19 protein-coding genes and 1 pseudogene are annotated in these 24,805 nt (G+C 61.1%); 7 read left to right on the forward strand and 13 right to left on the reverse strand.

What is annotated here, in order from left to right; all coding sequences use genetic code 11:
• Positions 1–111: 111 nt before the first annotated feature.
• From KGA81_RS22960 to arcD, 3 genes are read right to left on the reverse strand one after another with little or no spacing between them, the layout of a single operon-like run.
• Complete coding sequence (locus KGA81_RS22960; protein ID WP_223548740.1) at positions 112–1,122, reverse strand: ornithine carbamoyltransferase; 1,011 nt, start codon at positions 1,120–1,122, stop codon at positions 112–114.
• A gap of 24 nt (positions 1,123–1,146) precedes the next feature.
• Entirely contained in the window at positions 1,147–2,403 is a 1,257-nt protein-coding gene (gene arcA / locus KGA81_RS22965; protein ID WP_223548742.1) for an arginine deiminase, read from the reverse strand.
• Between the two features lie 33 nt (positions 2,404–2,436).
• Complete coding sequence (gene arcD / locus KGA81_RS22970; RefSeq protein ID WP_223548744.1) at positions 2,437–3,864, reverse strand: arginine-ornithine antiporter; 1,428 nt, start codon at positions 3,862–3,864, stop codon at positions 2,437–2,439.
• Between the two features lie 505 nt (positions 3,865–4,369).
• On the opposite strand from arcD, the gene KGA81_RS22975 reads away from it, so the two are divergent.
• Positions 4,370–5,233 (forward strand): DNA-3-methyladenine glycosylase family protein, encoded by an 864-nt coding sequence (locus KGA81_RS22975; RefSeq protein WP_223548746.1) that lies wholly within the window; start codon positions 4,370–4,372, stop codon positions 5,231–5,233.
• A gap of 130 nt (positions 5,234–5,363) precedes the next feature.
• Here KGA81_RS22975 and KGA81_RS22980 read toward each other — a convergent pair whose 3' ends face one another.
• From KGA81_RS22980 to gap, 10 genes and pseudogenes are all read right to left on the reverse strand, one after another.
• On the reverse strand, positions 5,364–6,713 hold the full coding sequence (locus tag KGA81_RS22980) for a CoA transferase (protein WP_223548748.1): 1,350 nt from the start codon (positions 6,711–6,713) through the stop codon (positions 5,364–5,366).
• 176 nt (positions 6,714–6,889) lie between these two features.
• Positions 6,890–7,645: a methyl-accepting chemotaxis protein gene (locus KGA81_RS30280; protein ID WP_411736573.1), complete on the reverse strand. Its 756-nt coding sequence runs from the start codon at positions 7,643–7,645 to the stop codon at positions 6,890–6,892.
• Between the two features lie 102 nt (positions 7,646–7,747).
• A pseudogene (locus tag KGA81_RS30285) lies at positions 7,748–9,028 on the reverse strand (HAMP domain-containing protein); the annotation flags it as partial.
• 200 nt (positions 9,029–9,228) lie between these two features.
• Positions 9,229–9,618, reverse strand: coding sequence for a YbaN family protein (locus KGA81_RS22990; RefSeq protein WP_223548752.1), 390 nt, complete (start codon positions 9,616–9,618; stop codon positions 9,229–9,231).
• Positions 9,619–9,778: 160 nt separating this feature from the next.
• Entirely contained in the window at positions 9,779–10,381 is a 603-nt protein-coding gene (locus KGA81_RS22995; protein WP_223548756.1) for a biliverdin-producing heme oxygenase, read from the reverse strand.
• Positions 10,382–10,495: 114 nt separating this feature from the next.
• Positions 10,496–13,060 carry a TonB-dependent receptor gene (locus KGA81_RS23000; RefSeq protein ID WP_223548758.1) on the reverse strand — a complete coding sequence of 855 codons (2,565 nt, stop codon included), beginning with the start codon at positions 13,058–13,060 and terminating at the stop codon, positions 10,496–10,498.
• Between the two features lie 122 nt (positions 13,061–13,182).
• Positions 13,183–14,148, reverse strand: a complete 966-nt coding sequence (locus KGA81_RS23005; protein ID WP_223548760.1) for a FecR family protein — start codon at positions 14,146–14,148, stop codon at positions 13,183–13,185.
• Between the two features lie 126 nt (positions 14,149–14,274).
• The gene (locus tag KGA81_RS23010) at positions 14,275–14,793 is read right to left on the reverse strand and encodes an RNA polymerase sigma factor (protein WP_223548762.1); all 519 of its coding nucleotides are present in this window, start codon (positions 14,791–14,793) and stop codon (positions 14,275–14,277) included.
• Positions 14,794–14,870: 77 nt separating this feature from the next.
• A complete protein-coding gene (locus KGA81_RS23015; RefSeq protein ID WP_223459451.1) occupies positions 14,871–15,335 on the reverse strand; it encodes a methylglyoxal synthase in 465 nt (154 codons plus the stop codon).
• A gap of 133 nt (positions 15,336–15,468) precedes the next feature.
• Positions 15,469–16,470 (reverse strand): type I glyceraldehyde-3-phosphate dehydrogenase, encoded by a 1,002-nt coding sequence (gap, locus tag KGA81_RS23020; RefSeq protein ID WP_223548764.1) that lies wholly within the window; start codon positions 16,468–16,470, stop codon positions 15,469–15,471.
• A 220-nt stretch (positions 16,471–16,690) separates the two neighbouring features.
• On the opposite strand from gap, the gene edd reads away from it, so the two are divergent.
• The 6 genes from edd (at position 16,691) to KGA81_RS23050 (ending at position 24,714) form a co-directional block, all read left to right on the forward strand.
• Positions 16,691–18,517 (forward strand): phosphogluconate dehydratase, encoded by a 1,827-nt coding sequence (gene edd, locus KGA81_RS23025; RefSeq protein ID WP_223548766.1) that lies wholly within the window; start codon positions 16,691–16,693, stop codon positions 18,515–18,517.
• Positions 18,514–19,464 carry a glucokinase gene (locus KGA81_RS23030; protein ID WP_223548769.1) on the forward strand — a complete coding sequence of 317 codons (951 nt, stop codon included), beginning with the start codon at positions 18,514–18,516 and terminating at the stop codon, positions 19,462–19,464. The genes edd and KGA81_RS23030 overlap by 4 nt, the downstream gene beginning before the upstream one ends.
• Before the next feature lie 154 nt (positions 19,465–19,618).
• On the forward strand, positions 19,619–20,350 hold the full coding sequence (locus tag KGA81_RS23035; protein ID WP_223548771.1) for a response regulator: 732 nt from the start codon (positions 19,619–19,621) through the stop codon (positions 20,348–20,350).
• 31 nt (positions 20,351–20,381) lie between these two features.
• On the forward strand, positions 20,382–21,809 hold the full coding sequence (locus tag KGA81_RS23040) for an ATP-binding protein (protein WP_223548831.1): 1,428 nt from the start codon (positions 20,382–20,384) through the stop codon (positions 21,807–21,809).
• Between the two features lie 229 nt (positions 21,810–22,038).
• The gene (locus tag KGA81_RS23045) at positions 22,039–23,298 is read left to right on the forward strand and encodes an AGE family epimerase/isomerase (protein ID WP_223548773.1); all 1,260 of its coding nucleotides are present in this window, start codon (positions 22,039–22,041) and stop codon (positions 23,296–23,298) included.
• Positions 23,299–23,415: 117 nt separating this feature from the next.
• A complete protein-coding gene (locus KGA81_RS23050; RefSeq protein WP_223548775.1) occupies positions 23,416–24,714 on the forward strand; it encodes an ABC transporter substrate-binding protein in 1,299 nt (432 codons plus the stop codon).
• The last annotated feature ends 91 nt before the right edge of the window (positions 24,715–24,805 follow it).

Here is a 24,805-nt window from a genome sequence, read left to right on the forward strand (position 1 = left end):
CTTGCTCGCGATGGGATCGCCGCGGTCTGTCTGATGCACCGCGGCGCTGCCATCGCAGGCAAGCCAGCTCCCACATTGACCGTGTTCCGTCAGTGGGTGCCGAGTAAGCCGTTAGAGGTCAGCCAGCGTCGACACCAGAATCGCCTTGATGGTGTGCATGCGGTTTTCCGCTTGCTCGAAGGCGATGCAGGCCGGCGACTCGAACACGTCATCGGTCACTTCGATGCCATTGCTCAGGTGCGGGTACTGCTCGGCAATCTGCTTGCCGATCTTGGTGTCGCAGTTGTGGAACGCCGGCAGGCAGTGCATGAACTTGGTGCGCGGGTTGCCGGTGGCTTTCATCAGTTCGGCGTTGACCTGATAGGGCAGCAGTTGCTGGATGCGCTCGGCCCAGGCTTCGACCGGTTCGCCCATCGACACCCACACATCGGTATGGATGAAGTCCACGCCCTTGACCGCCGCTTTCGGGTCTTCGGTGAGGGTGATGCGCGCGCCGCTTTCTTCTGCGTATTGCTTGCAGCGGGCCACCAGGTCGTCCGCCGGCCACAGGGCTTTCGGCGAGCAGATGCGCACGTCCATGCCGAGCTTGGCGCCGATCAGCAGCAGCGAGTTGCCCATGTTGTTGCGCGCATCGCCCAGGTAGGCGTAGCTGATTTCGTGGATCGGCTTGTCGGCGTGCTCACGCATGGTCAGCACGTCGGCGATCATTTGCGTTGGGTGGTATTCGTCGGTCAGGCCATTGAACACCGGCACACCGGCGAACTTCGCCAGTTCCTCGACGATTTCCTGCTTGAAGCCACGGTACTCGATGGCATCGTACATGCGCCCGAGCACACGGGCGGTGTCCTTCATGCTTTCCTTGTGGCCGATCTGCGAGGAGTTCGGGTCGATGTAGGTGACGTTGGCGCCCTGATCATAGGCTGCAACTTCGAACGCGCAGCGGGTGCGGGTCGAAGTCTTTTCGAAGATCAGCGCGATGTTGTTGCCCTTGAGATGCTGCTGTTCGGTGCCGGTGTACTTGGCACGCTTGAGGTCGCGGGACAGGTCGAGCAGGTAGCGCAATTCGCGAGGGGTGTGGTGTTCCAGGCTCAGCAGATTGCGGTTGTGGATATTGAACGCCATTTTGGATCTCCCAAGGTGAACAGGTTAGTAGTCAATCGGATCGCGGATGATCGGGCAGGTCATGCAATGGCCGCCGCCCCGGCCGCGACCGAGTTCGCCGGCGCTGATGGTGATGACCTCCACCCCGGCCTTGCGCAGCAGGGTGTTGGTGTAGGTATTGCGGTCGTAGCCGATGACCACGCCTGGCTCCACGGCCACCACGTTGTTGCCGTCGTCCCATTGCTCGCGTTCGGCGGCGAAGCTGTTGCCGCCGGTCTCCACCACGCGCAGGGCCTTGAGATTGAGGGCCTGGGCCACGGTGTCGAGGAAGCTGGTTTCTTCGCGACGGATGTCGATGCCGCCGGCCTTGCTTTCATCGGGGCGCAGGGTGAAGGCGACAATCTGGTTCACCACTTCCGGGAAGATCGTGACGAGGTCGCGATCGCAGAAGCTGAACACGGTGTCCAGGTGCATCGCGGCGCGGGATTTCGGCAGGCCGGCGACGATGACTTTCTCGACGGCTTTGTTTTTGAACAGGTTCACCGCCAGTTGCGCAATGGCCTGGCGCGACGAGCGTTCCCCCATGCCGATCAACACCACGCCGTTGCCGATCGGCATCACATCACCGCCCTCAAGGGTGGAGTTGCCGTGGTCCTTGTCAGGGTCGCCGTACCAGATCTGGAAGTCGGCGTTGGTGAACGCGGGGTGGAATTTGTAGATGGCGGTGGTCAGCAGGGTTTCCTGACGGCGCGCCGGCCAGTACATCGGGTTGAGGGTGACGCCACCGTAGATCCAGCAGGTGGTATCGCGGGTGAACTGGGTGTTGGGCAGTGGCGGCAGGATGAAGCTGGAGTGGCCGAGGAAGTCGCGGAACATTTCGATGGCCTTGCCACCGAAATTGGTCGGCAAATCGTCGCCCGAGACACCACCGATCAGGAACTCGGCGATCTTGCGCGGCTCCAGGCTGCGCAGCCACGAGGCCGTTTCGTTGATCAGGCCCAGGCCCACCGAGTTGGCGGTGACCTTGCGTTCCAGGATCCAGTCCAGGGCTTCGGGGATGGCGACGATGTCGGTCAGCAGGTTGTGCATTTCCAGCACATCGATGTTGCGTTCGCGCATCTTGGTGACGAAGTCGAAGTGGTCGCGTTTGGCCTGGGCCACCCACAACACGTCATCGAACAGCAGTTCATCGCAGTTGTTCGGGGTCAGCCGCTGATGGGCCAGGCCTGGAGAGCAAACCATGACTTTGCGCAGTTTGCCGGCTTCGGAATGGACGCCGTACTTAACTTTTTCCGTGGTCATTACAATGATCCTCCAGATGACAAAACAAGGGAGTTAAAGAGTCAGGAAGCCGTCATAGAGACCGTAGGCCGCCACCACGGCGCCCACGACCACCGCAGCGAAAATCAGCTTCTCGACGTTGGTGAAAACCGGTTTGCCGATTTCCAGCTTGGCCTTGGCGAACAGGATCACGCCGGGGGCGTAGAGCAGGGCCGAGAGCAGCAGGTATTTCATGCCGCCGGCGTAAATCAGCCAGATCGCATAGATCAGGGCCACGGCGCCGATAAGCAGGTCTTTCTTGCGTGCGGCCAGCGCGCCTTCGTAGGTTTCGCCACGCACCGCCAACAGCAACGCGTAGGCCGCCGACCACAGGTACGGCACCAGGATCATCGAGGTGGCGAGGTAGATCAGCGACAGGTAAGTACTGGCGGAGAACAGCGTGATGATCAGGAAAACCTGCACCATGGCGTTGGTCAGCCACAGGGCGTTGACCGGTACATGGTTGGCGTTTTCCTTGCGCAAAAACGCCGGCATGGTGTGGTCCCTGGCGGCGGCGAACATGATCTCCGCGCACAGCAGCACCCACGACAGCAACGCCCCCAGCAACGAGATGATCAAACCGACGCTGATCAGCACCGCGCCCCAGTGACCCACCACGTGTTCCAGCACGGCGGCCATTGACGGGTTCTGCAGTTTGGCCAGTTCCGGTTGGGTCATGATCCCCAGCGACAGCACATTGACCAGCACCAAAAACAGCAGCACGGTGACGAAGCCGATCACGGTGGCCTTACCCACATCGCTGCGTTTTTGCGCCCGGGCCGAAAAGATGCTCGCGCCTTCGATGCCGATGAACACCCACACGGTGACCAGCATCATCTTGCGCACCTGATCCATCACGCTGCCCAGGTCCGGGTTCTTCAGGCCCCAGATGTCGGCGGTGAAGATGTCCAGTTTGAAGGCGAACAACGCAATCAACATGAACAACAGCAGCGGCACGATCTTGGCGACGGTGGTCACCAGGTTGATGAACGCTGCTTCCTTTATTCCTCGCAGTACGAGGAAATGTACGGCCCAGAGCAGCACCGAGGCGCCGATCACGGCAGCCGGGGTATTGCCCTCCCCAAATAGCGGAAAGAAGTAGCCGAGCGTGCTGAACAGCAAGACGAAGTAACCGACGTTGCCCAGCCAGGCACTGATCCAGTACCCCCAGGCGGACGAGAAGCCCATGTAGTCGCCGAAACCGGCCTTGGCGTAGGCGTAAACCCCGCCATCAAGGTCGGGTTTGCGGTTGGCCAGGGTCTGGAACACGAACGCCAGGGTGAGCATGCCGACGGCGGTGATCGCCCAACCGATCAGAATGGCGCCGACATCGGCACTGGCGGCCATGTTTTGTGGCAAGGAAAAGATCCCGCCACCAATCATCGAACCGACGACTAATGCAACCAGCGCGCCGAGTTTCAATTTTCCGGGAGTTTCAGACATTGCATGACTCCAATGCAGGAGAAGAGAGGCAACAGACTAATTCCGTTGGCTATCCGGTCAGCTGACTTGGATCACTAAATGAGAGCGTTCCCAGTGGGTGGGTGGAGTGCCGTCATTTACAGGGTAGCGGTCTGTAATGCCTGTTCTAGAGGCTTTTGCAGATTATTAAAGGACTTTTTAGCATTTGTTTCGAATCATGACGCTAGTTGGTTTTTCAAAATCTGAAATTTTATTCATGCATTTTTTGTACTGAATTTATTTATTAAAACGTATATAGCAAATGATTATATCGACGAATCTTTAGCCGTTTTGTGCAAGTTAAAAGATGGTTGTTGGCGTTATCCAATAAACGTTATTACTCTTCATCAGTTTAATTGACGTGTGCTATGTGACGTTCTCGCGGCAGTTGCCGCCCCCCCTCCACCTCAAAAAATGGAGATGCAACGATGTCGCAATCACCGAACAAGCCTCGCCTGAGCGCATTGATCGCGTGGGTGGTGGGTCTGTGAAGCTGTTGCTGGCGTACCAGCCACCCTATGACTGGCCGGCGCTGTTCGGATTTTTGTCGGCGCGGGCGATTGTCGGGTTGGAAACGGTGGTCGATGGTGTGTATTCGCGCAGCATCGGTTTGAACGGTACTTGCGGTATGTTCTCGATCCAGCCTGGCACCTCGGATGCCCTTGAGTTGACCCTGGATTTTCCTGATCCGGGCGCTGTCCCTGCAATCGTCGCAAGTGTGCGGCGGATGTTTGATCTGGACGCCGACCTGTCCACCATTCACCGGCACCTGGCAGTTGATCCGCTGCTGGCGCGGCTGATTGCCGAGCACCCCGGGCTGCGTGTGCCGGGGGCGTGGGATGGCCTGGAGTTGGCGATCCGCGCGGTGCTGGGGCAGCAGATTACGGTGGCGGCGGCGATCAAACTGGCGGGCAAACTGGTAGCGCAGTACGGCACGCCATTCCATTCACGGTTGCCGGGGTTGACCCATGTGTTTCCCGAGGCCGGCGTTTTGGCTGGCGCAGATCTGGCCGCACTGGGCATGCCGAAAAGCCGAGGCCGGACGCTGTCGGGGGTGGCCCAGGCATTACTCGATGATCCGTGGTTGTTCGAGCCCGGTCGGGAGGGAGGTGTAGAGCGGCTATTGGCCTTGCACGGGATTGGTGACTGGACGGCGCAATACATTGCGTTGCGACAGTTGCGGGAGATGGATGGATTTCCCAATGGCGACGTGGGGTTGATCAATGCATTGGCGGCGCTGGAGGGTGGGCCGGTGACAGCGCGGCAGCTTTTAGCGCGAGCCGAAACCTGGCGGCCTTATCGGGGGTATGCGGCGCAGGTGCTGTGGACTTCGTTGAGTCGGGTGGACTGAGCTGGATCCGGATTCTGTACTGAATGGTCTGACGCCTTCGCTGGCAAGCCAGCTCCTACGGGTGTTCGCGGTGTATGGGCGAATACGATCCACTGTAGGAGCTGGCTTGCCAGCGAAGGCTATCTCACCGTCACCACCACTGCGCGGGATGGGAACCCAATTCAGTCGCGGGCAATGCCCACTGTAGTGGCGTCCCGATGATCTTCAGCGGAGCGTGCAACCGATGCGCCGGCCCCCAGGGTGTTTGCTCAACCTGTATTCCCTGATCGTGTTGATCTTCGGCGCGCAACGGCTCGTCCGGGCCGGTTCCTTGCTCGATCAACAACCTCGCCGTACGCGCCAACGACAACCGGGCCGAGCCCCCCGTACCGTCGTTCAACCGCTGCGCCAACAACCTGATCGCACTGGCCGCCATCAAATACCCGGTGGCGTGATCGAGGGCCTGCACCGGTAACGGAGTCGGCTTGTCCACCTGTTTCCAGCGCATGCCCGCTTCGGCAATGCCGCTGCTCATCTGCACCAGGCTGTCGAAGCCCCGGCGGTTTTGCCAGGGGCCGCTCCAGCCATAGGCGTTGAGGCAAACATCGATCAGGCCCGGGTTCAGTTGCCGGCGCTCATTCATGCCCAGGCCAAGTCGCTCCAGTGCATCGGCACGATAGCCGTGAAGCAGAATGTCGGCGTCCTTGAGCAGGCATTCGAATACGCCGCGGTCGGAGCTGTCGTTCAGATCAAGGCGCGCGCAACGTTTTCCCAAGGTGACTTCCGGCACCACCCCCGGCTCGTTCCAGGTCGGCGGATCGATGCGCAAGACGTCGGCGCCAAGGCCGGCCAGAAAGCGGCTGGCGATGGGGCCGGCCAGTACTCGGGTCAAGTCCAGCACCTTGATACCGGCCAGTGGGCGAGCCACTGAACCTGTCCACGGTTTGCGGCTTTGGCCAGGGTAGTTGGCGAACAGAATCAAGGGTTCGGCATTTACCGCCTGGCCTTGAGGATGGGTCTGCCATTGATCCCGGGTGCGCATTTCGGCGGCACAGCCACCGGCATCGACCACCGCCTGCTCCAGCTCGCTTTTCGCCCATCGGGCCACTTGGCCAGCCATCGCTGCACGGTCGGTGCAGGCACCGAGCACGCTTTCGGCGGCGGCGCGGTGATGGGGCGCGTTGGTGTGCAGGCGAATCCAGCCATCGCGGGCGGCGTAGTCACCGGCCACCGGATCCCACAGCGGCGGAACGCTCCAGCCGATCGGGCGAATCGAGGTCGCGAACCAGAAGGACGCCAGGCGTCGGTCAACTTCAAGGTCGGGCAGGCGTCCGGTTTGCTGGTGCAGCAGTTCGCTGGCGGCCTGGCCGGCGACGGCGATGCTGGCGCAGGCCAGATCCGTGACGGCAAACGCCGAGGGCAGGGCGCCGCCGGACGTGAATGGAATCGGGGTGTGAGGCAAACCGAGTGCGGCTTGAATGGACGTGAGCAGGTCAGTCATCGAAGGGCCCTCCGGAACGAGAGCCCGATCTTAGTCCAAAAAAGCTGAGGCCAGATGAAATCCCTCTGTGGGAGCGAGCTTGCTCGCGATAGCGGTCTTTCAATCAACATTGATGTTGAATGTAGTTCCGTCATCGCGAGCAAGCTCGCTCCCACAGGGGATCTTCGGTAGGTTCTTTAAACGCGGAACTGATCCATCAACTTCATCTGCTGAGTGGTCAGGGCGTTGAGTTGGCTGCTGATCTGCGCCGATTCGGTGGCCTGGCCGGTCAGGGTTTCGGTGACGGTGCGGATCGCCGAGACGTTGCGGTTGACCTCTTCGGCGACGGCGCTTTGCTGCTCGGCGGCGCTGGCGATTTGCAGGTTCATATCGCTGATCACAGTGACTGCGTCACTGATCTTGCTCAAGGCCTGGACCGCCTGCTGGATCTGCCCGGCATTGCTGTGGGCCTGGGTCTGGCTTGAATGCATGGTGGCGACCACGCCGCGGGTGCCGTTCTGGATGCGTTCGATCACCAGGCGAATTTCTTCCACCGAATCCTGGGTACGCTTGGCCAGGTTGCGCACTTCATCGGCCACCACCGCAAAGCCGCGACCGCTCTCGCCGGCACGGGCGGCTTCAATCGCCGCGTTGAGCGCCAGCAGGTTGGTCTGTTCGGCGATGCTGCGAATCACTTCCAGCACCGAACCGATCTGCTCGCTGTTGAGCGCCAGGGCTTCGACTTCGGTCACGGCCTTGCTGACCTCGCTGGCCAGTTGATTGATATCGCGGGTGCTGCGCTCGATGATCGACAGGCCATCGCGGGCCGATTGGTCGGCACCCTTGGCGGCGTTGGCCGCGTTCGAGGCGCTGTTGGCGACATCGTGGGCGGTGGCGCTCATTTCGTTGGACGCGGTGGCGACCTGGTCGATTTCGCGGAACTGCACCTGCATACCTTCACTGGTCTGGCGGGCGATTTCTGAAGATTGGTCGGCGGTACCGCGGGCGTCGGTGATGCTTTGCTTGATCTGCGCGATGGTCGGTTGCAGCTTGTCGAGGAAGCGGTTGAACCAGCTCACCAGATCGCCCAGTTCGTCGTGCTTGCTGTAGTGCAGGCGCTGGGTCAGGTCGCCGTCGCCACTGGCAATCGCCTTGAGCATGTCGGCCACGCTGTTGATCGGGCGGGTCACGCCGGACGCAGTGAGCCACATCAGCAACAGCCCGAGCAGGCCGGCAATCACCGCCACCGACAGTGCCTTGAGCGTGCCGCTTTGCTGGGCATCGTCGAGTACCGCTTGCAGCTTCATCGAATCGGCCAGCAGCACTTGTCTGGGCAGGTCGATCACCACGGCCCAGGCTTTGGCATCGGCAATCGGGCTGACCGGGTACACCGCACGGATCAGGTCGCCTTGCTGGAGAATCTTCGGCGCACCGCTACCGAGCAATTGCAGAATGTCCTTGCCATCGGTACCCAGGGTGTCGCCGATGTTCTTGCCGACTTTACCGGCATCGACACTATAGGCGGCCAGCACGCCAGTGCCGGAGACGATCAGCATGTGCCCGGCACTGTTGAACAGGTCGCGCTGGGAGTTGACCGCCGCCGCTTGCAGGGCGTCGAGGGCGATGTCGATACCGACCACACCGATGGACTTGCCATCCACCAGCAGCGGTACGGAAATGGTGGTCATCAACACTTCCTTGCCGCCGACCGTGTCGGCGTAGGGGTCGAGCAGGCAGGTGCGCTTGCTGTCCCGAGGGCAGGTGTACCAGACGTTGTACGGCGTGCCGCTGAGGTTCAGGGTGGTTTTGGTCATGTCCTCTTCGACCATGATCGTGTTCAGCGACTCACCCCCGGCGCGGCTCCAGTACGCGGCAAAACGACCGATCTCGTTGGATTGACGGGCGGCGTCATTAACGAACTCGCTGTCCTTGCCATCCAGGCCGTTGGGTTCGAACGCCAGCCAGATACCCAGTACCTTGCCGTTGCGCTCGAAGGCGGTTTTCAGGCTCTGGTTCAATTCCTCACGCAAAGCGCCGGGCTCAAGCGAGCGTTTGGCGGCCAGGGTGCGCATGTCCTTGATCTGGTCGGCCAGGGCGGTCACCACCGTCAGGGTTTCACCGAATGTCTTCTGCACCCGCACCGCTTGCTCGGCGGCCTTGGCCTGGAGCAGGTCCTGCACACTGGCGGTGAGCATTGCGCTGCTGGAGTCGTTGACCAGGTCATCGTTCTGATTGGTCTGGTAAATGTTCATGCCCACTATCAAGGCGACGACGCCGAGCAGGCACAGACCGGACAGCAGGACGATTTTCAGGCGGATGGACAGTGAGTCGAACATAGGGCGAACTCGCGAATGGATAAAGTGTTGGCTGTGGCCGTTGCGGCTCACTGGCTAAATCCATTTAGCGCCGATCAATGCACATCGGCGTGGCGTTGAGGTTACATGAGGGGTAACCCGACGAGTGGTAATGGTTGAACGTTTGCGCAGAAAAATGTGCCGAAAAAGCGCTTTAAAACGAAGAAAAGTCGCGGAGTTGTTCAGGAGAGTTCCGGCAGTGATTCCGGCCGTGACCAGATCCACAGATTGCCCAGCCCCATGCCGGCTATCGCCAGGTAAATTGGCCAACCGTGATCGAGCATCACCAGCATCAGACCGGCACACAACAACATGCTGACCGTGGCGCTGATTTTTGCCCGGCGCGCGATGATCTTGCCGTTGTGCCAGTTATGGAGGATGGGGCCGAACAGTCGGTGGTTTTCCAGCCAGGCACTCAGGCGCGGCGAACTGCGGGTCGCTGCCCAGGCGGCCAGCAGGATGAACTCGGTGGTTGGCAGGCCGGGTATGACGATGGCGATCAGGCCGATACCCAGGCTGACATAGGCCAGCAGGCCGAAGAGGAGGCGGGAGAGTTTTGAAGAGGTGGGCATGGGCTCAAGGCAACACGTGAGACGAATCGAAATCTTGCAGGCTTACGAAGTCACCTGTGGGAGCGAGCTTGCTCGCGATAGCAGACTGACATTCAAAAAAACTGTCGACTGATACTCCGCCATCGCGAGCAAGCTCGCTCCCACAGGGGTAGTGGTGTTCTCAGGCAGCTTCGGTAGCGTAAGCCTGCTCCAGCAACACGGTAAACCGGTTGAACGCGTCAATGGCGCCTTTTTCCACTTCGGCTTCTTCCTGGGTGCTGAATACCAGGCCGTCCAGGGTCTGGACGAAGCGCTTCCAGCCTTCAGCGCGGCCACCGGCTGGTTCGCCGAGGTGGCGGGCACCGAAGGTTTCGCTCAGGCCAAGGCCCACGGCACGCTTGATCAGGAACGCCGCGCCGAGCTTCGAGCCTTCCGAAACAAAGATCCAGCCCAGGGCTTCAGCCTTGGTGGGGTTCTTCAGTGCACCGGCCACGGGTGCTGGCACCTCGGTGTCCAGGTCCTCCAGGTCGCCCCTGGCTGCATCGGCACGGCAGCGGGTCGGAAGGTCCGGGACGATGGCGGTCAGTTCGGCATCGTTGTACAGCGACACCAGTTCCGACTGGAACAGGTACTGCGCCACTACGAAGCGGGCGAAATTGGCCGGGGTTTCAAACGGAGCATGGGCCTTGACCAAGGCATCGAGCTTGCTGTGCGGCTCGTGGGTGATCTGGTTCAAACGTTGCGAACGCAGGTTGGGGCGTTGTTCGATGGCCTGGGTAGTCATGGAAATTCCTTGGAGAGTTCAGAGGCGCTTGGTAACGAGACGAACAGGAAGGCGCCTGACAGTAAAAAATCCCCACCAGGCGGCTTGATGTGACCGCCCGGCGGGATGACCGGATCAGATATCCCAGATCAGGTTGACCGCAAAATTGCGACCCGGCTGGGTCAGGCGGTCGAGGTTGGCCGGCTGGGTCACCGACGCTTCGCCGACGCTGTCGTAGCCGCGCACGTCATCCCACAGCCAGTACTTCTTGTCGGTGAGGTTGTAGACGCCGCCGCTGACGGTTACGTCGTCGGTCACCCTGTAGAACGCGCTCAGGTCCAGAATGCCGAAACCGGGGGTCTTGAACTGGGTGCTGGTGCCATCCGGGGTTTTGAAACTGGTGCTGTCGACGCGGTCCTTCTTCTTCACCAGCGTCCAGTTGAGCACACCGCCGTAGGTGTCCTGGTCGTAGCCGAGGCCGAATACGCCGGTCAGTGGGTTGACGCTGTTGAGCGGCTCGCCGTTGTCGTCATTACGACCGTAGGCATAGGCCACCGAGCCCCGGGTGTAGAGGCCTTGCGGCGCGCCGAAGGCGTCGAGGTTCAGGCGGCCCTTGACCTCGGCACCCTTGATGGTGGCGTGCTTGATGTTATTGCTCTGGAACGTGGTCTCGGTGTAGCCAGGAGTGATGGCGTTCTCGTTAATGAAGTCGCGGTATTTGTTGTAGAACACCGCCACATCAAAGGAGCCCTGCTCGAAGTGGCCGCGCAAACCCGTCTCGTAGCTTTTGCTTTTTTCCGGTTCAAGGTCCGGATTAGGCGCTACCCGATAGCCACCGGCGATGTTTTCGAAACGACCATACAACGCCTTGGCGGTCGGGGTGCGGAAGCCTTCGGCGTATTGGCCGAACCAGGTGTAGTGGTCATTGAAGCTGTAGGTGGTGCCGAACTTAGGCGACAGGCGATGCCAGGTCTTGGTCTCGTCGCTCACCGCACCGTCGCCGCTCTGGTCGGCGGTGGCCAGGAACTCTTCGGTGATGTGCGGCTTGAGCTGGGTGTAGTCGTAACGAGCACCGGGCAGGAAGGTCCAGTTGCCCCAACTGATCTGATCCTGGGCGAACAGGGCGTAGCTGTTGATGGTCGGGTCCGGGAAGTCACTGGCGGGTTTGAGCGTGTCGGGGGCGCTCGGTGCGCCAATGACACGGCAGGCACCGGCCACGGTCAGGCAGGTGCCGGTACCGGTACGCAGGCCGGTGACTTTGTCCTGCTTGAGGGTGGTGCCATAGGTGACGAAGTGATCGGTATCGGCGATGACAAACGACTTGTCAGCCTGGGCGTCGAATACCCATTGGCGATCCTTGAAGTTGGTATCGCGGTTACGCAACACGGTCCGCGACGGCGCGTAGATTTCCTCGGTGCTCTGGTCGGTCTTGGCGATCTGGTAGTTCAGCGTCCACTTGATGTTGTCAGCCAGTGCGCTGTCCAGGCCGAAGTTGTGCTCCAGGCCAAAGCGTTCGCGGGTGATCGTGTCGTTACCGGTACGGGACTTGTAGAAGCCGAAACCGCGCCCGGCATTGAACGGGCCGCCCACCGCGCTCAATTGATTGGTGTCGCGGTCGTCCTTGTAATGCTCGTAGGCCAGGCCGAAACGCGCGTCGTCGGCGTAATTCCAGCCCAGTTTGGCCAACACGCTGGTGGTGCGCACGTCCTGGGGATTGGCTTCAGTGCGGTTCAGGCCGGTGCCGCCGGTTTCGCCAAAGGACTCTGTTTCATGACCGTTGCGTTGATTGAGATGCAACAGGCCATCGAACTCGCCGGTGCGTCCGGCGACCGTGCCGGAAGTCAGCCAGCTGTCGTCGGCAGAGCTGTAGCCGGTTTTCAGACGTGCGCCGACATCCTTGCCCGGTTTGATGATGTCGTCCGCGTCCAGCGTGTAGTAGCTGACCGCACCACCAATGGCGCTGCTGCCATACAGTACCGACGCCGGGCCCCGGAGGATTTCCACACGCTTGACGATTTCCGGGTCGACATAGTTGCGGTTGGTCTGGGCATAGGGGCCGTTGAAGAAACCGTCGGGTACCTGCACGCCATCGACCTGGGTCAGTACGCGGTCGCCATCGATGCCGCGAATGTTGTAGCCCGTGATGCCGGCGCGTTGGCCCGAACCGCCCACCGAAACACCGGGTTCGTAGCGCACCAGTTCCTTGATGGTATTGACGTTGTTGCGGTCCAGATCTTCGCGCGTGTAGACAGAGACCGTGCTCGGCACGCTGTTCACATCCTGCTCGTTACGGGTGGCGCTGATGGTGACCTGATCCAGACTGAGGGCACTGCTACCACTGCGCTTCTCCAGAACGATGCTGTTGTGCCCCAGTTTGCGATAGTCCAGGTTGGTCCCCACCAACAGACGATCCAGTGCTTTCTCCGGTGACAGCGAGCCGCGTACTCCCGGCGAAGCCACACCTTGCGCCAGCTCCGACGACACGCCGACCTGCCAGCCCGTCACGGCGGTAAAGGCATTGAGTGCCGACACCAGTGATTGCTGGGCAATGGCGAACGAGTAGTCGCCTGTTTTGCGGGTCGACTGCTCGGTGGCGGTGGCGGCCATGAGCGGTGCGGTAGCGGCCATCAGGATGGCGGCGGTCAGCAGCGACAGCACGCGGGAAGGTGTAGGGGTTTGGCGGGTAAGGCGAGGGGACATCGATAACGCTCCGTGTCGCACGAATCTTTATAGGTGCTGATTGGCAGGGTGAGATGCGAATCAATTGCATTGGCTATAACGAGACGTACGGAGTTTGGCTATCGAGTAAAAATTATTCTCATTCAGTTCAGGATGACCAGCGCCGGGAATTCCTGGAGCCGGGCCGAGGTGATCTGGGCCAGGGAGCGAACCACGTCCAACGGCTGATCAAGGCGGTAGTTGCCTGTTACGGTGACATCGGCCAGTTGTTCGTTGTTGTTGATGATCCAGCCCGGGTAGTAGCGACGAAGTTCTGCCAGCACCTGGTTCAACGGGCAGTTTTCAAACACCAGTCGCCCCTGGACCCACGCCAGGTCAGTGGCAGCGTCGAGTTTGGCCGGTTTGTCGAAGCCGTTGGGGCCGATGCGAATGCTTTCCCCTGCGGACAAGCGCACCCGCGCGTCATCCCGGGTGGCGCGCAAATCGACATCCCCGCGCTGTACCCGCACCTGCGCCACGCCGTCGAGGTAGCGTACGGCAAATGCGGTATCGCGAACGCTGGCCGTGACCGGGCCGGCGTCGATTTCCAGTGGCTGGCCGCGATTGGCCTGGACTTCGAAAAACGCCTCGCCCTGATACAGGCGGGCAACACGTTGCCGGTCGTTGATGGTGCTTGAGAACGCCGAGTTGGTATTGAGCAGGACCCTGGAGCCATCCTCCAATTGCAGGCGCTGGCGCTCGCCGACCACGGTCAGGTGATCGGCCTGCAGGCGCATCGGCAAATTGCTGAAATTGAACAGGCCGAGCAGTAGCACGGCGGCGGTGGCCAAGGGTTTCCAGTGCGGACGCAGACGGGTGAGCACAGTGACTTTCGCCGGACGGGCGGCCAGGTATTGCGCGCACTGCGCCACTTGCGGGCCGTCCCAGATCGCCTGGGCCTTGGCGAACGCCAGGGCATTCAACGGATCGGCGTCGAGCCATGCATGGAACTGGCGGCTCTGCTCCTCGTCGGGACTGCCGAGCACGATCAGCCAGTCCAGGGCCTGGTCCATCGCGCTTGCGGGGTCCTGCGCCGATGAAGGCTCGGGGGAGCGGTGGTTGTCCGTCACGGTATTTCCTCGGCAGTGTCTGTGCACGGCTGTTTTTTTAGTGAAGCGGTACGTAAAACGTGGGCCAAGGTTAGCAAAGCCCGAGGATCAGCGCAGTCAGTCCAGGCAAGCGCAGGGGCCTGGCGTTCAGTTGGCGTTCAAGCGATCGGCAACCCCGATGCAGATCGACATGATCAACTTGAGCTCTTTCTGCACGGTACTGAGGGACACGTTCAACTCGTCGGCGATTTCCTGGTAGCTGTGCCCGTGCAGGCGGCTGAGGATGAAAATCTGCTGTTGGCGGGCGCTGAGTTCACTGAGGCTCACGTTCAGGTGCTCCAGCAATTGTTCGGCGTGGGCGGCGTCTTCGGCGCTGCTGGTGGGGGCGGCGATGCTGTGCACCACCTCCTGGGGCACGTCGTCGACCATGGTGCGCGAGTGGATACGCCGCGCACGCAAATGGTCCAGCGCCAGGTTGCGCGCCGTCTGGAAGACAAAGGGCTCAAGATGATCGATGGCCCGTTCGCTCAGCGCACGGGTCACCCGCAGATAGGTTTCCTGCAAGAGGTCTTCAGCGGTGCTGTGATTGTTGACCATACGTTCCAGCGTGCGCAGCAGGGAGGTGCGCTGGGTGAGGAAAACGTGGTTGAAGCGTGACTGACTCACGGGAGAACCTGATCCATTTCGAGTAGATGATAATGCTTATCATCTACTCGGGTGGTCAAGCACTGATTTGTGAAGCTTTACGCGCGCCCCTGCAAATAGGTGGCGTAATCGGGAATCCGATGGAGGTGCGCCTGATCCATCAACGGGCTGCTGATCAGGTAGTCGGCGCTGCATTCGTTGCACGCCACCGGGATGTTCCACACCGCCGCGACCCGCAGCAATGCCTTGATATCCGGGTCGTGGGGCTGGGGTTCGAACGGGTCCCAGAAAAACACCAGCATGTCGACCCGCTGCTCAGCGATTTGCGCACCGAGTTGTTGATCACCACCCAGTGGCCCGCTGATCATGCTTTGCACCGGCAGGTCGAGGCGTTGTTGCAGCAACAGCCCCGTGGTGCCGGTGGCGACCAGATCATGCTGGGCCAGCTTGTCTTTTTGCCGTTCGGCCCAATCGAGCAAGAACACCTTGCAGTGGTCATGGGCAACCAGGGCGATACGCTTGCGCGCCGCCAGGGTCTTTTGCGTAAAGCTGATGCCGATCATGGGTTGCTCCATAGACAGAAGACGATCTCGAGGACACCCCCCCGACTTGTAGGAGCTGGCTTGCCAGCGAAGACGTCCTCAAGACCGCCTTCGCCGGCAAGCCGGCTCCTACAGAATCGGGTATGGCATTGGCTTATTCAGCGTTGCACAGCGCCAGGCAGTTATCGAGCATGCGGTTGGAGAAGCCCCACTCGTTGTCGTACCAGGCCAATACCTTGAGCAGCTTGCCGCTGGCCTTGGTGTGGTTGGCGTCGAAGATCGACGACAGCGGGTTGTGGTTGAAGTCGCTGGAGACCAGCGGCAGGGTGTTGTACCCAAGAATCTTCGAGTGCTGGCTGGCTTCTTTCAGCAGCGCATTGACCTCATCGGCCGACGCTTCACGCTTGAGCTGCACGGTCAGGTCCACCAGGGATACATTGATCACCGGTACGCGCACCGACATGCCGGTCAGTTTGCCCGCCAGTTCCGGCAGCACCAGGCCCACCGCTTCAGCGGCACCGGTCTTGCTCGGGATCATGTTCTGGGTGGCCGAACGGGCGCGGTACGGGTCGACGTGATAGACGTCGGTCAAGTGCTGGTCGTTGGTATAGGCATGAATGGTGGTCATCAGACCGCTCTCGATGCCCAGTTCGCGGTGCAGCACCTGGGCCACCGGGGCCAGGCAGTTGGTGGTGCACGACGCGTTGGAAATGATCTGGTGCGATTGGCGCAGAATGTCGTGGTTCACCCCGTAAACCACGGTAGCGTCGGCGCCTTTGGCCGGGGCCGAGATGATCACTTTGCGTGCGCCGGCCGTAATATGCGCGGCGGCTTTGGCCCGGTCGGTGAACAGACCGGTGCATTCGAACACGACATCAATTTTTTCCGCGGCCCAGGGCAGGTCGGCCGGGTTGCGGATGGCGCTGACCGAAATGCGGTCGCCGTTGACCGTCAGGCTCTCCTGGTCGTGCTGGACATCGGCATCGAACGTGCCGTGAACGGTGTCGTACTTGAGTAGATGAGCGTTGATCGCGCTGTCGCCCAAATCGTTGATGGCGACGATCTGCAGATCCTGACGGTAGCCTTGGGTATAGAGTGCGCGAAGGATATTACGGCCGATGCGGCCAAAACCATTGATTGCGATTCGAAGAGTCATATTGCGGCGCTACCGTCGTTTTGTTGTTGGAATTACAAGATTATTCGTAAAAAAATAGAAAACAAGCCTTTTTGATGGCAATATTTTGTTCGATCTACAACGAGTGACCTGAATCAACTGGTCCGAATGGTCAAACAAACCGTCTGTCATCCCATCGACACCGGCCTTTGATCAGCATAGACAATCAGGTCGCCACATCCGTTAGCCTGGAGTTCTACACATGCATCCCCGCGTCCTTGAGGTCACTGAACGGCTTATCGCCCGCAGCCGCGCCACGCGTGAGGCCTACCTTGCATTGATCCGCGGTGCGGCCAGCGACGGTCCGATGCGCGGCAAGCTGCAATGCGCCAACTTTGCCCACGGCGTGGCCGGTTGCGGCAGCGATGACAAGCACAGCCTGCGGATGATGAACTCCGCCAACATCGCGATAGTTTCGTCATATAACGACATGCTCTCGGCGCACCAGCCGTACGAAGTCTTTCCTGAGTTGATCAAAAAGGCCCTGCGCGAGATCGGCTCCGTCGGCCAGTTCGCCGGAGGTACCCCGGCGATGTGCGATGGCGTGACCCAGGGCGAACCGGGCATGGAACTGAGCCTGCCGAGCCGCGAAGTGATCGCGTTGTCCACGGCCGTGGCGCTGTCCCACAACATGTTCGACGGCGCGCTGCTGCTCGGCATCTGCGACAAGATCGTGCCGGGCCTGATGATGGGCGCGTTGCGCTTCGGCCATCTGCCGATGATCTTCGTGCCGGGTGGGCCGATGGTCTCGGGCATTTCCAACAAGCAGAAAGCCGACGTGCGCCAGAAGTACGCCGAAGGCAAGGCGACCCGCGAAGAGCTGCTGGAATCGGAAATGAAGTCCTACCACAGCCCTGGCACCTGCACCTTCTACGGCACCGCCAACACCAACCAGTTGCTGATGGAAGTCATGGGCCTGCATCTGCCGGGCGCGTCCTTCGTCAACCCGAACACGCCGTTGCGCGATGCCTTGACCCGCGAAGCCGCGCACCAGGTCACGCGTTTGACCAAGCAGAACGGCGACTTCATGCCGATCGGCGAAATCGTCGACGAGCGTTCGCTGGTCAACTCCATCGTGGCGCTGCATGCCACGGGCGGCTCGACCAACCATACCCTGCACATGCCGGCCATCGCCATGGCGGCGGGCATTCAACTGACCTGGCAGGACATGGCCGACCTCTCCGAAGTCGTGCCGACCCTGAGCCACGTCTACCCGAACGGCAAAGCCGACATCAACCACTTCCAGGCCGCGGGCGGCATGTCGTTCCTGATCCGCGAACTGCTGGAAGCCGGGTTGCTCCACGAAAATGTCAACACCGTGATGGGCCACGGCCTGAGCCGCTACACCCAGGAACCGTTCCTCGACAACGGCCAGCTGGTGTGGCGCGAAGGCGTGACCGACAGCCTCGATGAAAGCATCCTGCGTCCGGTCGCTCGTGCGTTCTCGGCCGAAGGTGGCCTGCGGGTGATGGAAGGCAACCTCGGTCGCGGTGTGATGAAAGTCTCCGCCGTGGCCGTGGAAAACCAGGTTGTCGAAGCGCCAGCCATGGTGTTCCAGGATCAGCAGGACCTGGCCGATGCCTTCAAGGCCGGTTTGCTGGAGAAGGATTTTGTCGCAGTGATGCGCTTCCAGGGCCCGCGCTCCAACGGCATGCCGGAGCTGCACAAGATGACGCCGTACCTCGGCGTGTTGCAGGATCGCGGTTTCAAAGTTGCGCTGGTGACCGACGGGCGCATGTCCGGCGCGTCGGGGAAAATTCCGGCGGCCATTCATGTCAGCCCCGAAGCTTATGTCGGCGGCGCTTTGGCGCGGGTGCAAGAGGGCGATATCATCCGCGTCGATGGCGTCAAAGGCACCCTGGAACTCAAGGTGGACGCCGAAGAATTCGCAGCGCGCACGCCGGCCAAAGGTCTGTTGGGTAACAACATCGGCACCGGTCGCGAGCTGTTCGGTTTCATGCGCATGGCCTTCAGCTCGGCGGAGCAGGGCGCCAGCGCCTTCACTTCTGCCCTGGAGACGCTTAATTGAAACTGGCTTTGGTCGGTGACATCGGTGGGACCAACGCACGTTTCGCGTTGTGGAAAAACCAGCAACTAGAAAGCGTCCAGGTGCTGGCAACGGCGGACCATGCCAGCCCAGAGGAGGCGATCAGCCTCTACCTGAGCGGGCTCGGTCTGGCGCCGGGTTCGATCGGTTCCGTGTGCCTGTCGGTGGCCGGTCCCGTCAGCGGCGATGAATTCAAGTTCACCAACAATCACTGGCGCCTGAGCCGCAAGGGTTTCTGCCAGACCTTGCAGGTGGAGCAGTTGTTGCTGGTCAACGACTTCTCGGCCATGGCCCTGGGCATGACCCGTTTGCAGCCCGGCGAATTCCGCGTGGTCTGCGAAGGCACGCCGGAGCCACTGCGCCCGGCGGTGGTGATTGGCCCGGGTACCGGCCTGGGGGTCGGCACCTTGCTCGATCTCGGCGAAGGGCGTTTTGCTGCGTTGCCTGGCGAAGGCGGTCACGTCGATTTGCCGCTGAGCAGTCCTCGGGAAACCCAACTCTGGCAGCACATCTTCAACGAAATCGGCCATGTCAGCGCCGAAACAGCCTTGAGTGGCGGTGGCTTGCCCCGGGTCTACCGGGCGATCTGCGCGGTGGACGGGCACACGCCGGTGCTCGATACGCCGGAAGCCATCACCGCTGCCGGGCTGGCGGGCGATCCGATTGCCGTGGAAGTGCTCGAGCAGTTCTGCTGCTGGCTGGGGCGCGTGGCCGGCAACAACGTGCTGACCACCGGCGGGCGTGGTGGCGTGTACATCGTGGGTGGGGTGATTCCGCGGTTTGCCGACTTCTTCCTCGAAAGCGGTTTCGCCCGCTGCTTCGCCGACAAGGGGTGCATGAGCGATTACTTCAAGGGGATTCCGGTGTGGCTGGTGACGGCGCCGTATTCGGGCCTTGTCGGGGCGGGAGTAGCGCTCGAACAAGCTTGAAAACCGGGCGCTCCCTTCGCTGGCAAGCCAGCTCCTACAGGTACGCGCAATTTCTGTAGGAGCTGGCTTGCCAGCGAAGGCGTATTCACACACAACAAAGACTTCTGCTTGATCAGGCATAATCCGCCCAATTCAAACAACAAGGACGCCGCCCGTGAGCTCAGTGAACAAGTCGATTTTGTTGGTCGATGACGATCAAGAGATACGCGAGTTGCTGGACACCTACCTGACCCGCGCCGGTTTTCAGGTGCGGGCCACCGCCGATGGCGCCGGTTTTCGCCAGGCGCTGAACGACGCTCCGGCCGATCTGGTGATCCTTGATGTGATGCTGCCCGACGAAGACGGCTTCAGCCTGTGCCGCTGGATTCGCCAGCATCCGCGCCAGGCGCAGGTGCCGATCATCATGCTCACCGCCAGTTCCGACGAAGCCGACCGTGTCATCGGCCTGGAACTGGGCGCCGACGATTACCTCGGCAAGCCGTTCAGCCCACGGGAGTTGCAGGCGCGGATCAAGGCATTGCTGCGCCGCGCGCAGTTCGGTCAGGAGCGTAGTGGCGGTGAGGTGCTGGCCTTCGATGACTGGCGGCTGGACATGGTCAGTCATCGGCTGTTTCACATCGATGGCGAAGAGGTGATTCTCTCGGGCGCCGACTTCGCGCTGCTGAAACTATTCCTCGATCACCCGCAGGAAATCCTCGACCGCGACACCATCGGCAACGCCACCCGTGGCCGTGAACTGATGCCCCTGGATCGCATCGTCGACATGGCCGTCAGCCGGTTGCGCCAGCGCCTGCGCGACACGGAAAAACCGCCACGGCTGATTCGCACCGTGCGTGGCAGTGGCTACCAATTGGCAGCCAATGTGGTTGCCAGCAATGGCCACTAAGCTATTGCGCAAGCTTGCCACCAAGGTGCCGATGCCGCGTTCGCTGCTCGGGCGGATGTTGCTGTTGACCCTGCTGGCGGTGTTGTTCGCCCAAGCGTTGTCGAGCGTGATCTGGGTCTCGCAATTGCGTGTCACGCAGCTCGAGGGCCTGGTCACCAGCGCCCGCAGCCTGGCCCATTCGATGACCGCCAGCGTCAGTTATTTTCGTTCGTTGCCGGTGGCGTTCCGGCCCTTGGTGCTCGATCAGCTGCGCAGTATGGGCGGCACCCGGTTCGTGGTGACACTCAACGACAAACCCCTGGGCATGGAAGTGCTGCCCATCACTCCGCGCAAAGAGGCGGTGCTCAAAGCGGTGGACGAGGTGCTGCGCCAGTCCCTCGGTCAGGACACGGACATCTCGGTGACCTTCGTCAGCCCGCAAGACCTGCGCATCTTCAATGGCGGCCTGAAGCTCGATGAGTTGCCACGCTCCTGGGCGCACTACGCGTTGACCCTGGAGCCGGTGAATCCGCCGGTACTGGTCACGCAGATCCAGATGGCGCCGGGCGAGTGGCTGTACATCGCCTCGCTGCTGCCCGAGCCCTACACCAGTCTTGAAGAGCAGGGCCTGCCAGCGCAGCAGGTGTGGTTCATCGTCCTGACCAGCAGCTTTCTGCTGTTGTTCATCGGCCTGCTGGTGCACTGGCAGAGTCGCCCGCTCAAGCGCCTGGCACGGGCGGCGCGGGATCTGTCGTTGGGGGGCGACGTGGAACCGGTGGCCGAAGGCGGTGGCAGTGAAGTGGTCGAGGTCGGGCGCGCCTTCAACACCATGCGCGAGCGCATCAGTCGTTACCTGACCGAGCGCAGCCAGTTGTTCAGCGCCATTTCCCACGACTTGCGCACGCCGATCACCCGTTTGCGCCTGAGGGTCGAATTGCTCGAAGACGAAGCACTGCAAACCAAGTTCGGGCGTGACCTGGACGAGCTCGAATTGTTGGTCAAGGGCGCGCTGCAATGCGTGAAAGACACCGATATCCACGAGAACATCGAGCCGGTGGACCTCAACCATGTGCTCGACTGCCTGGTGGAGCCTTATCTCGCGCCGAACGGCAACGGCCGCGTGACCCAGCAGGGGCGGGCGCTGGCGGCCTATCCGGGGAAACCGCTGGCGCTCAAGCGCTGCATTGGCAACCTGATCGATAACGCGTTGAAGTACGGGCAGAACGCGCACCTGCACATCGATGACGACGAAAGCGCGTTCGTCCTGCACGTCGATGATGAAGGGCCGGGCGTGCCTGAGCAGCGGCTGGAGCAGGTGTTCGAACCGCACTTTCGCCTGGCCGGGCAGCAGCAGGGTTATGGGTTGGGGCTGGGGATTGCCCGCAACATTGCCCATAGCCATGGTGGTGAGGTCAGCTTGCAGAATCTGCGTGAAGGCGGGTTGCGGGTGACCCTGCAGTTGCCTCGCAGCGTTGACTAGTCAGACCGCGTTATCGTTCATCGCGAGCAAGCTCGCTCCCACAGTGGTTCTGCGTCGTACACAAATCCACTGTGGGAGCGAGCTTGCTCGCGATGGCGTCAAATCATTCAACACATATCCAAGGGCAATTGTCACAGATCGGTGACATAACCCACCCCCTTCGTTACAAGCCGACCTTCGTCCGTTGTTTATGCTGCCCCCACAGTCATAACAACAAAAAAGGTACGCCATGGACACCTTCCAATCGGCGTTCAGCAGTTGGCTGAACGCACCTGCCCATCAACAATGGCTCGCTGCCGAAGGCTTGCGCCTGCTAGCCTTCGCCAAGGCTTCGAAGCTGCCTGAAGGCTTCGGCAACCTCGATGAAAAAGGCCGCCTCGCGGCTGATGCGCAAGCCCACACCATGAACACCGCGCGCATGACCCACAGCTTCGCCATGGCTCATATTCAGGGCTTGCCGGGTTTTGCCGAACTGGTCGATCACGGCGTTGCGGCGCTGCGCGGGCCATTGCGTGATGCGCTGCATGGCGGCTGGTTCGCGGCCGCCGAACATCGCGATGGCAACACCGGCAAGAATGCCTACCTGCATGCTTTCGTGGCGCTGGCGGCAAGTTCTGCGGTGGTCGCGCAACGTCCCGGTGCACAAGCCTTGCTCGATGATGCGATCGACATCATCGACACATATTTCTGGAGTGAGGAGGAGGGCACGCTGCGCGAGTCCTTCAACCGCGACTGGAGCGAAGAGGAGGCGTACCGGGGCGCCAACAGCAACATGCACGCCACTGAAGCCTTCCTCGCCCTGGCCGATGTCACTGAAGACAACCGCTGGCTGAGCCGCGCCCAACGGATTGTCGAGCGGGTGATCCATGGTCACGCCGCCGCCAACGATTACCTGGTGATCGAGCATTTCGACCGCGACTGGCAGCCGCTGCGAGACTACAACCGCGACAATCCGGCCGACGGTTTCCGCCCCTACGGCACCACCCCGGGCCATGGATTCGAGTGGGCGCGGCTGTTGCTGCATCTCGAAGCTTCGCGGGTGAGAGCGGGGATGCTCACACCGGGCTGGCTGGTCACCGACGCGCAAAAACTCTTCGAGCACAATTGCCGTCACGGCTGGAACATCGATGGCGCGCCGGGAATCGTCTACACCCTGGACTGGGACAACAAAGCGGTGGTCCGCCATCGCCTGCACTGGACCCATTGCGAAGCCAGTGCTGCCGCCAGCGCTTTGCTCAAGCGTACCGGTGAAGAGCAATACGAACGCTGGTACCGACTATTCTGGGAATTTTGTGACAGTCATTTCATCGACCGCGAAGGCGGCAGCTGGCATCACGAACTCGACCCGCAAAACCGCCCGAGTGCCGATATCTGGCCCGGCAGACCTGACCTTTACCACGCCTGGCAAGCCGTGCTGATTCCGCGACTGGCGCTTGCACCGAGCATGGCCACGGCGCTGGCGCAGCTGTCCCAGAGCGGTTCTATGTAACCATGCGGTGACATTCGCGCATCCCTTCGTTACCTGCGAGGGGATATCCCCTGTTTAAACTCCTATGCAGCGCAAGCAATAGACTTGCATGCATAACAACAAGAAAGGTGCTCCTGGATGAATGCGATTTCTCGCCTCGCTACTGTCATTTCTCTCGCTTCCCTGTCTGCGCTCCCCCTCAGTGTGCTTGCCGCCGAATCCAAAGGTTCCGTTGAAGTCGTTCACTGGTGGACCTCCGGTGGTGAAAAAGCAGCGGTCGATGTCCTGAAGGCTCAAGTCGAAAAAGACGGCTTCACCTGGAAGGACGGCGCAGTCGCCGGTGGCGGCGGTTCCACGGCCATGACCGTACTCAAAAGTCGCGCCGTAGCCGGCAACCCGCCAGGCGTCGCGCAGATCAAAGGTCCGGATATCCAGGAGTGGGGCAGCACTGGCCTGCTCAGCACCGACGCGCTGAAAGAAGTCGCCAAGTCGGAAAACTGGGATGGCCTGCTGTCGAAGAAAGTCTCCGACACCGTGAAGTACGAAGGTGACTACGTCGCCGTGCCGGTGAACATCCACCGCGTCAACTGGCTGTGGATCAACCCGCAGGTGTTCAAGAAAGCCGGGATCGAAAAGGCCCCGACCACCCTCGAAGAATTCTATGCCGCCGGCGACAAGCTCAAAGCCGCCGGCTTCATCGCGCTCGCCCACGGCGGCCAGCCTTGGCAGGACAGCACCGTGTTCGAAGACGTGGTGCTCTCGGTCATGGGCGCCGACGGTTACAAGAAAGCCCTGGTCGACCTGGATCAGAAAACCCTGTCCGGCCCGCAGATGACCCAGTCGTTCGCCGAGCTGAAAAAGATCACCGGCTACATGGACCCGAACCGCGCCGGTCGTGACTGGAACATTGCCGCCGCCGACGTGATCAACGGCAAGGCCGGCATGCAGATGATGGGCGACTGGGCGAAAAGCGAGTGGACTGCCGCGAACAAAGTCGCCGGCAAGGACTACCTGTGCGTGGCGTTCCCGGGCACTGAAAAAGCCTTCACCTACAACATCGACTCCCTGGCGGTGTTCAAGCTCAAGGCCGATCGCAAGGGCGACATCGCTGCCCAGCAAGACCTGGCCAAGGTCGCATTGGGTACCGATTTCCAGAAAGTCTTCAGCATGAACAAGGGTTCGATCCCGGTGCGTAACGACATGCTGAACGAGATGGACAAGCTCGGCTTCGACGAGTGCGCCCAGAAGTCGGCGAAGGACTTCATCGCCGACGACAAGACCGGCGGCCTGCAACCGAGCATGGCGCACAACATGGCCACCTCCCTGGCCGTGCAAGGTGCGATCTTCGATGTGGTCACCAACTTCATGAACGACAAGGATGCTGACCCGGCCAAGGCCAGCGCCCAACTGGCCTCGGCTGTCAAAGCGGCCCAGTAATCCCGGAAGCCGCAGGTAACCCTGCGGTTTCATTCGACGCGCTCTTCTGTAGGAGCCGGCTTGCCGGCGAAGGCGATGTGCCTGACGAACC

This window comes from Pseudomonas sp. A-B-19, assembly GCF_019947515.1.
Lineage (GTDB): Bacteria > Pseudomonadota > Gammaproteobacteria > Pseudomonadales > Pseudomonadaceae > Aquipseudomonas.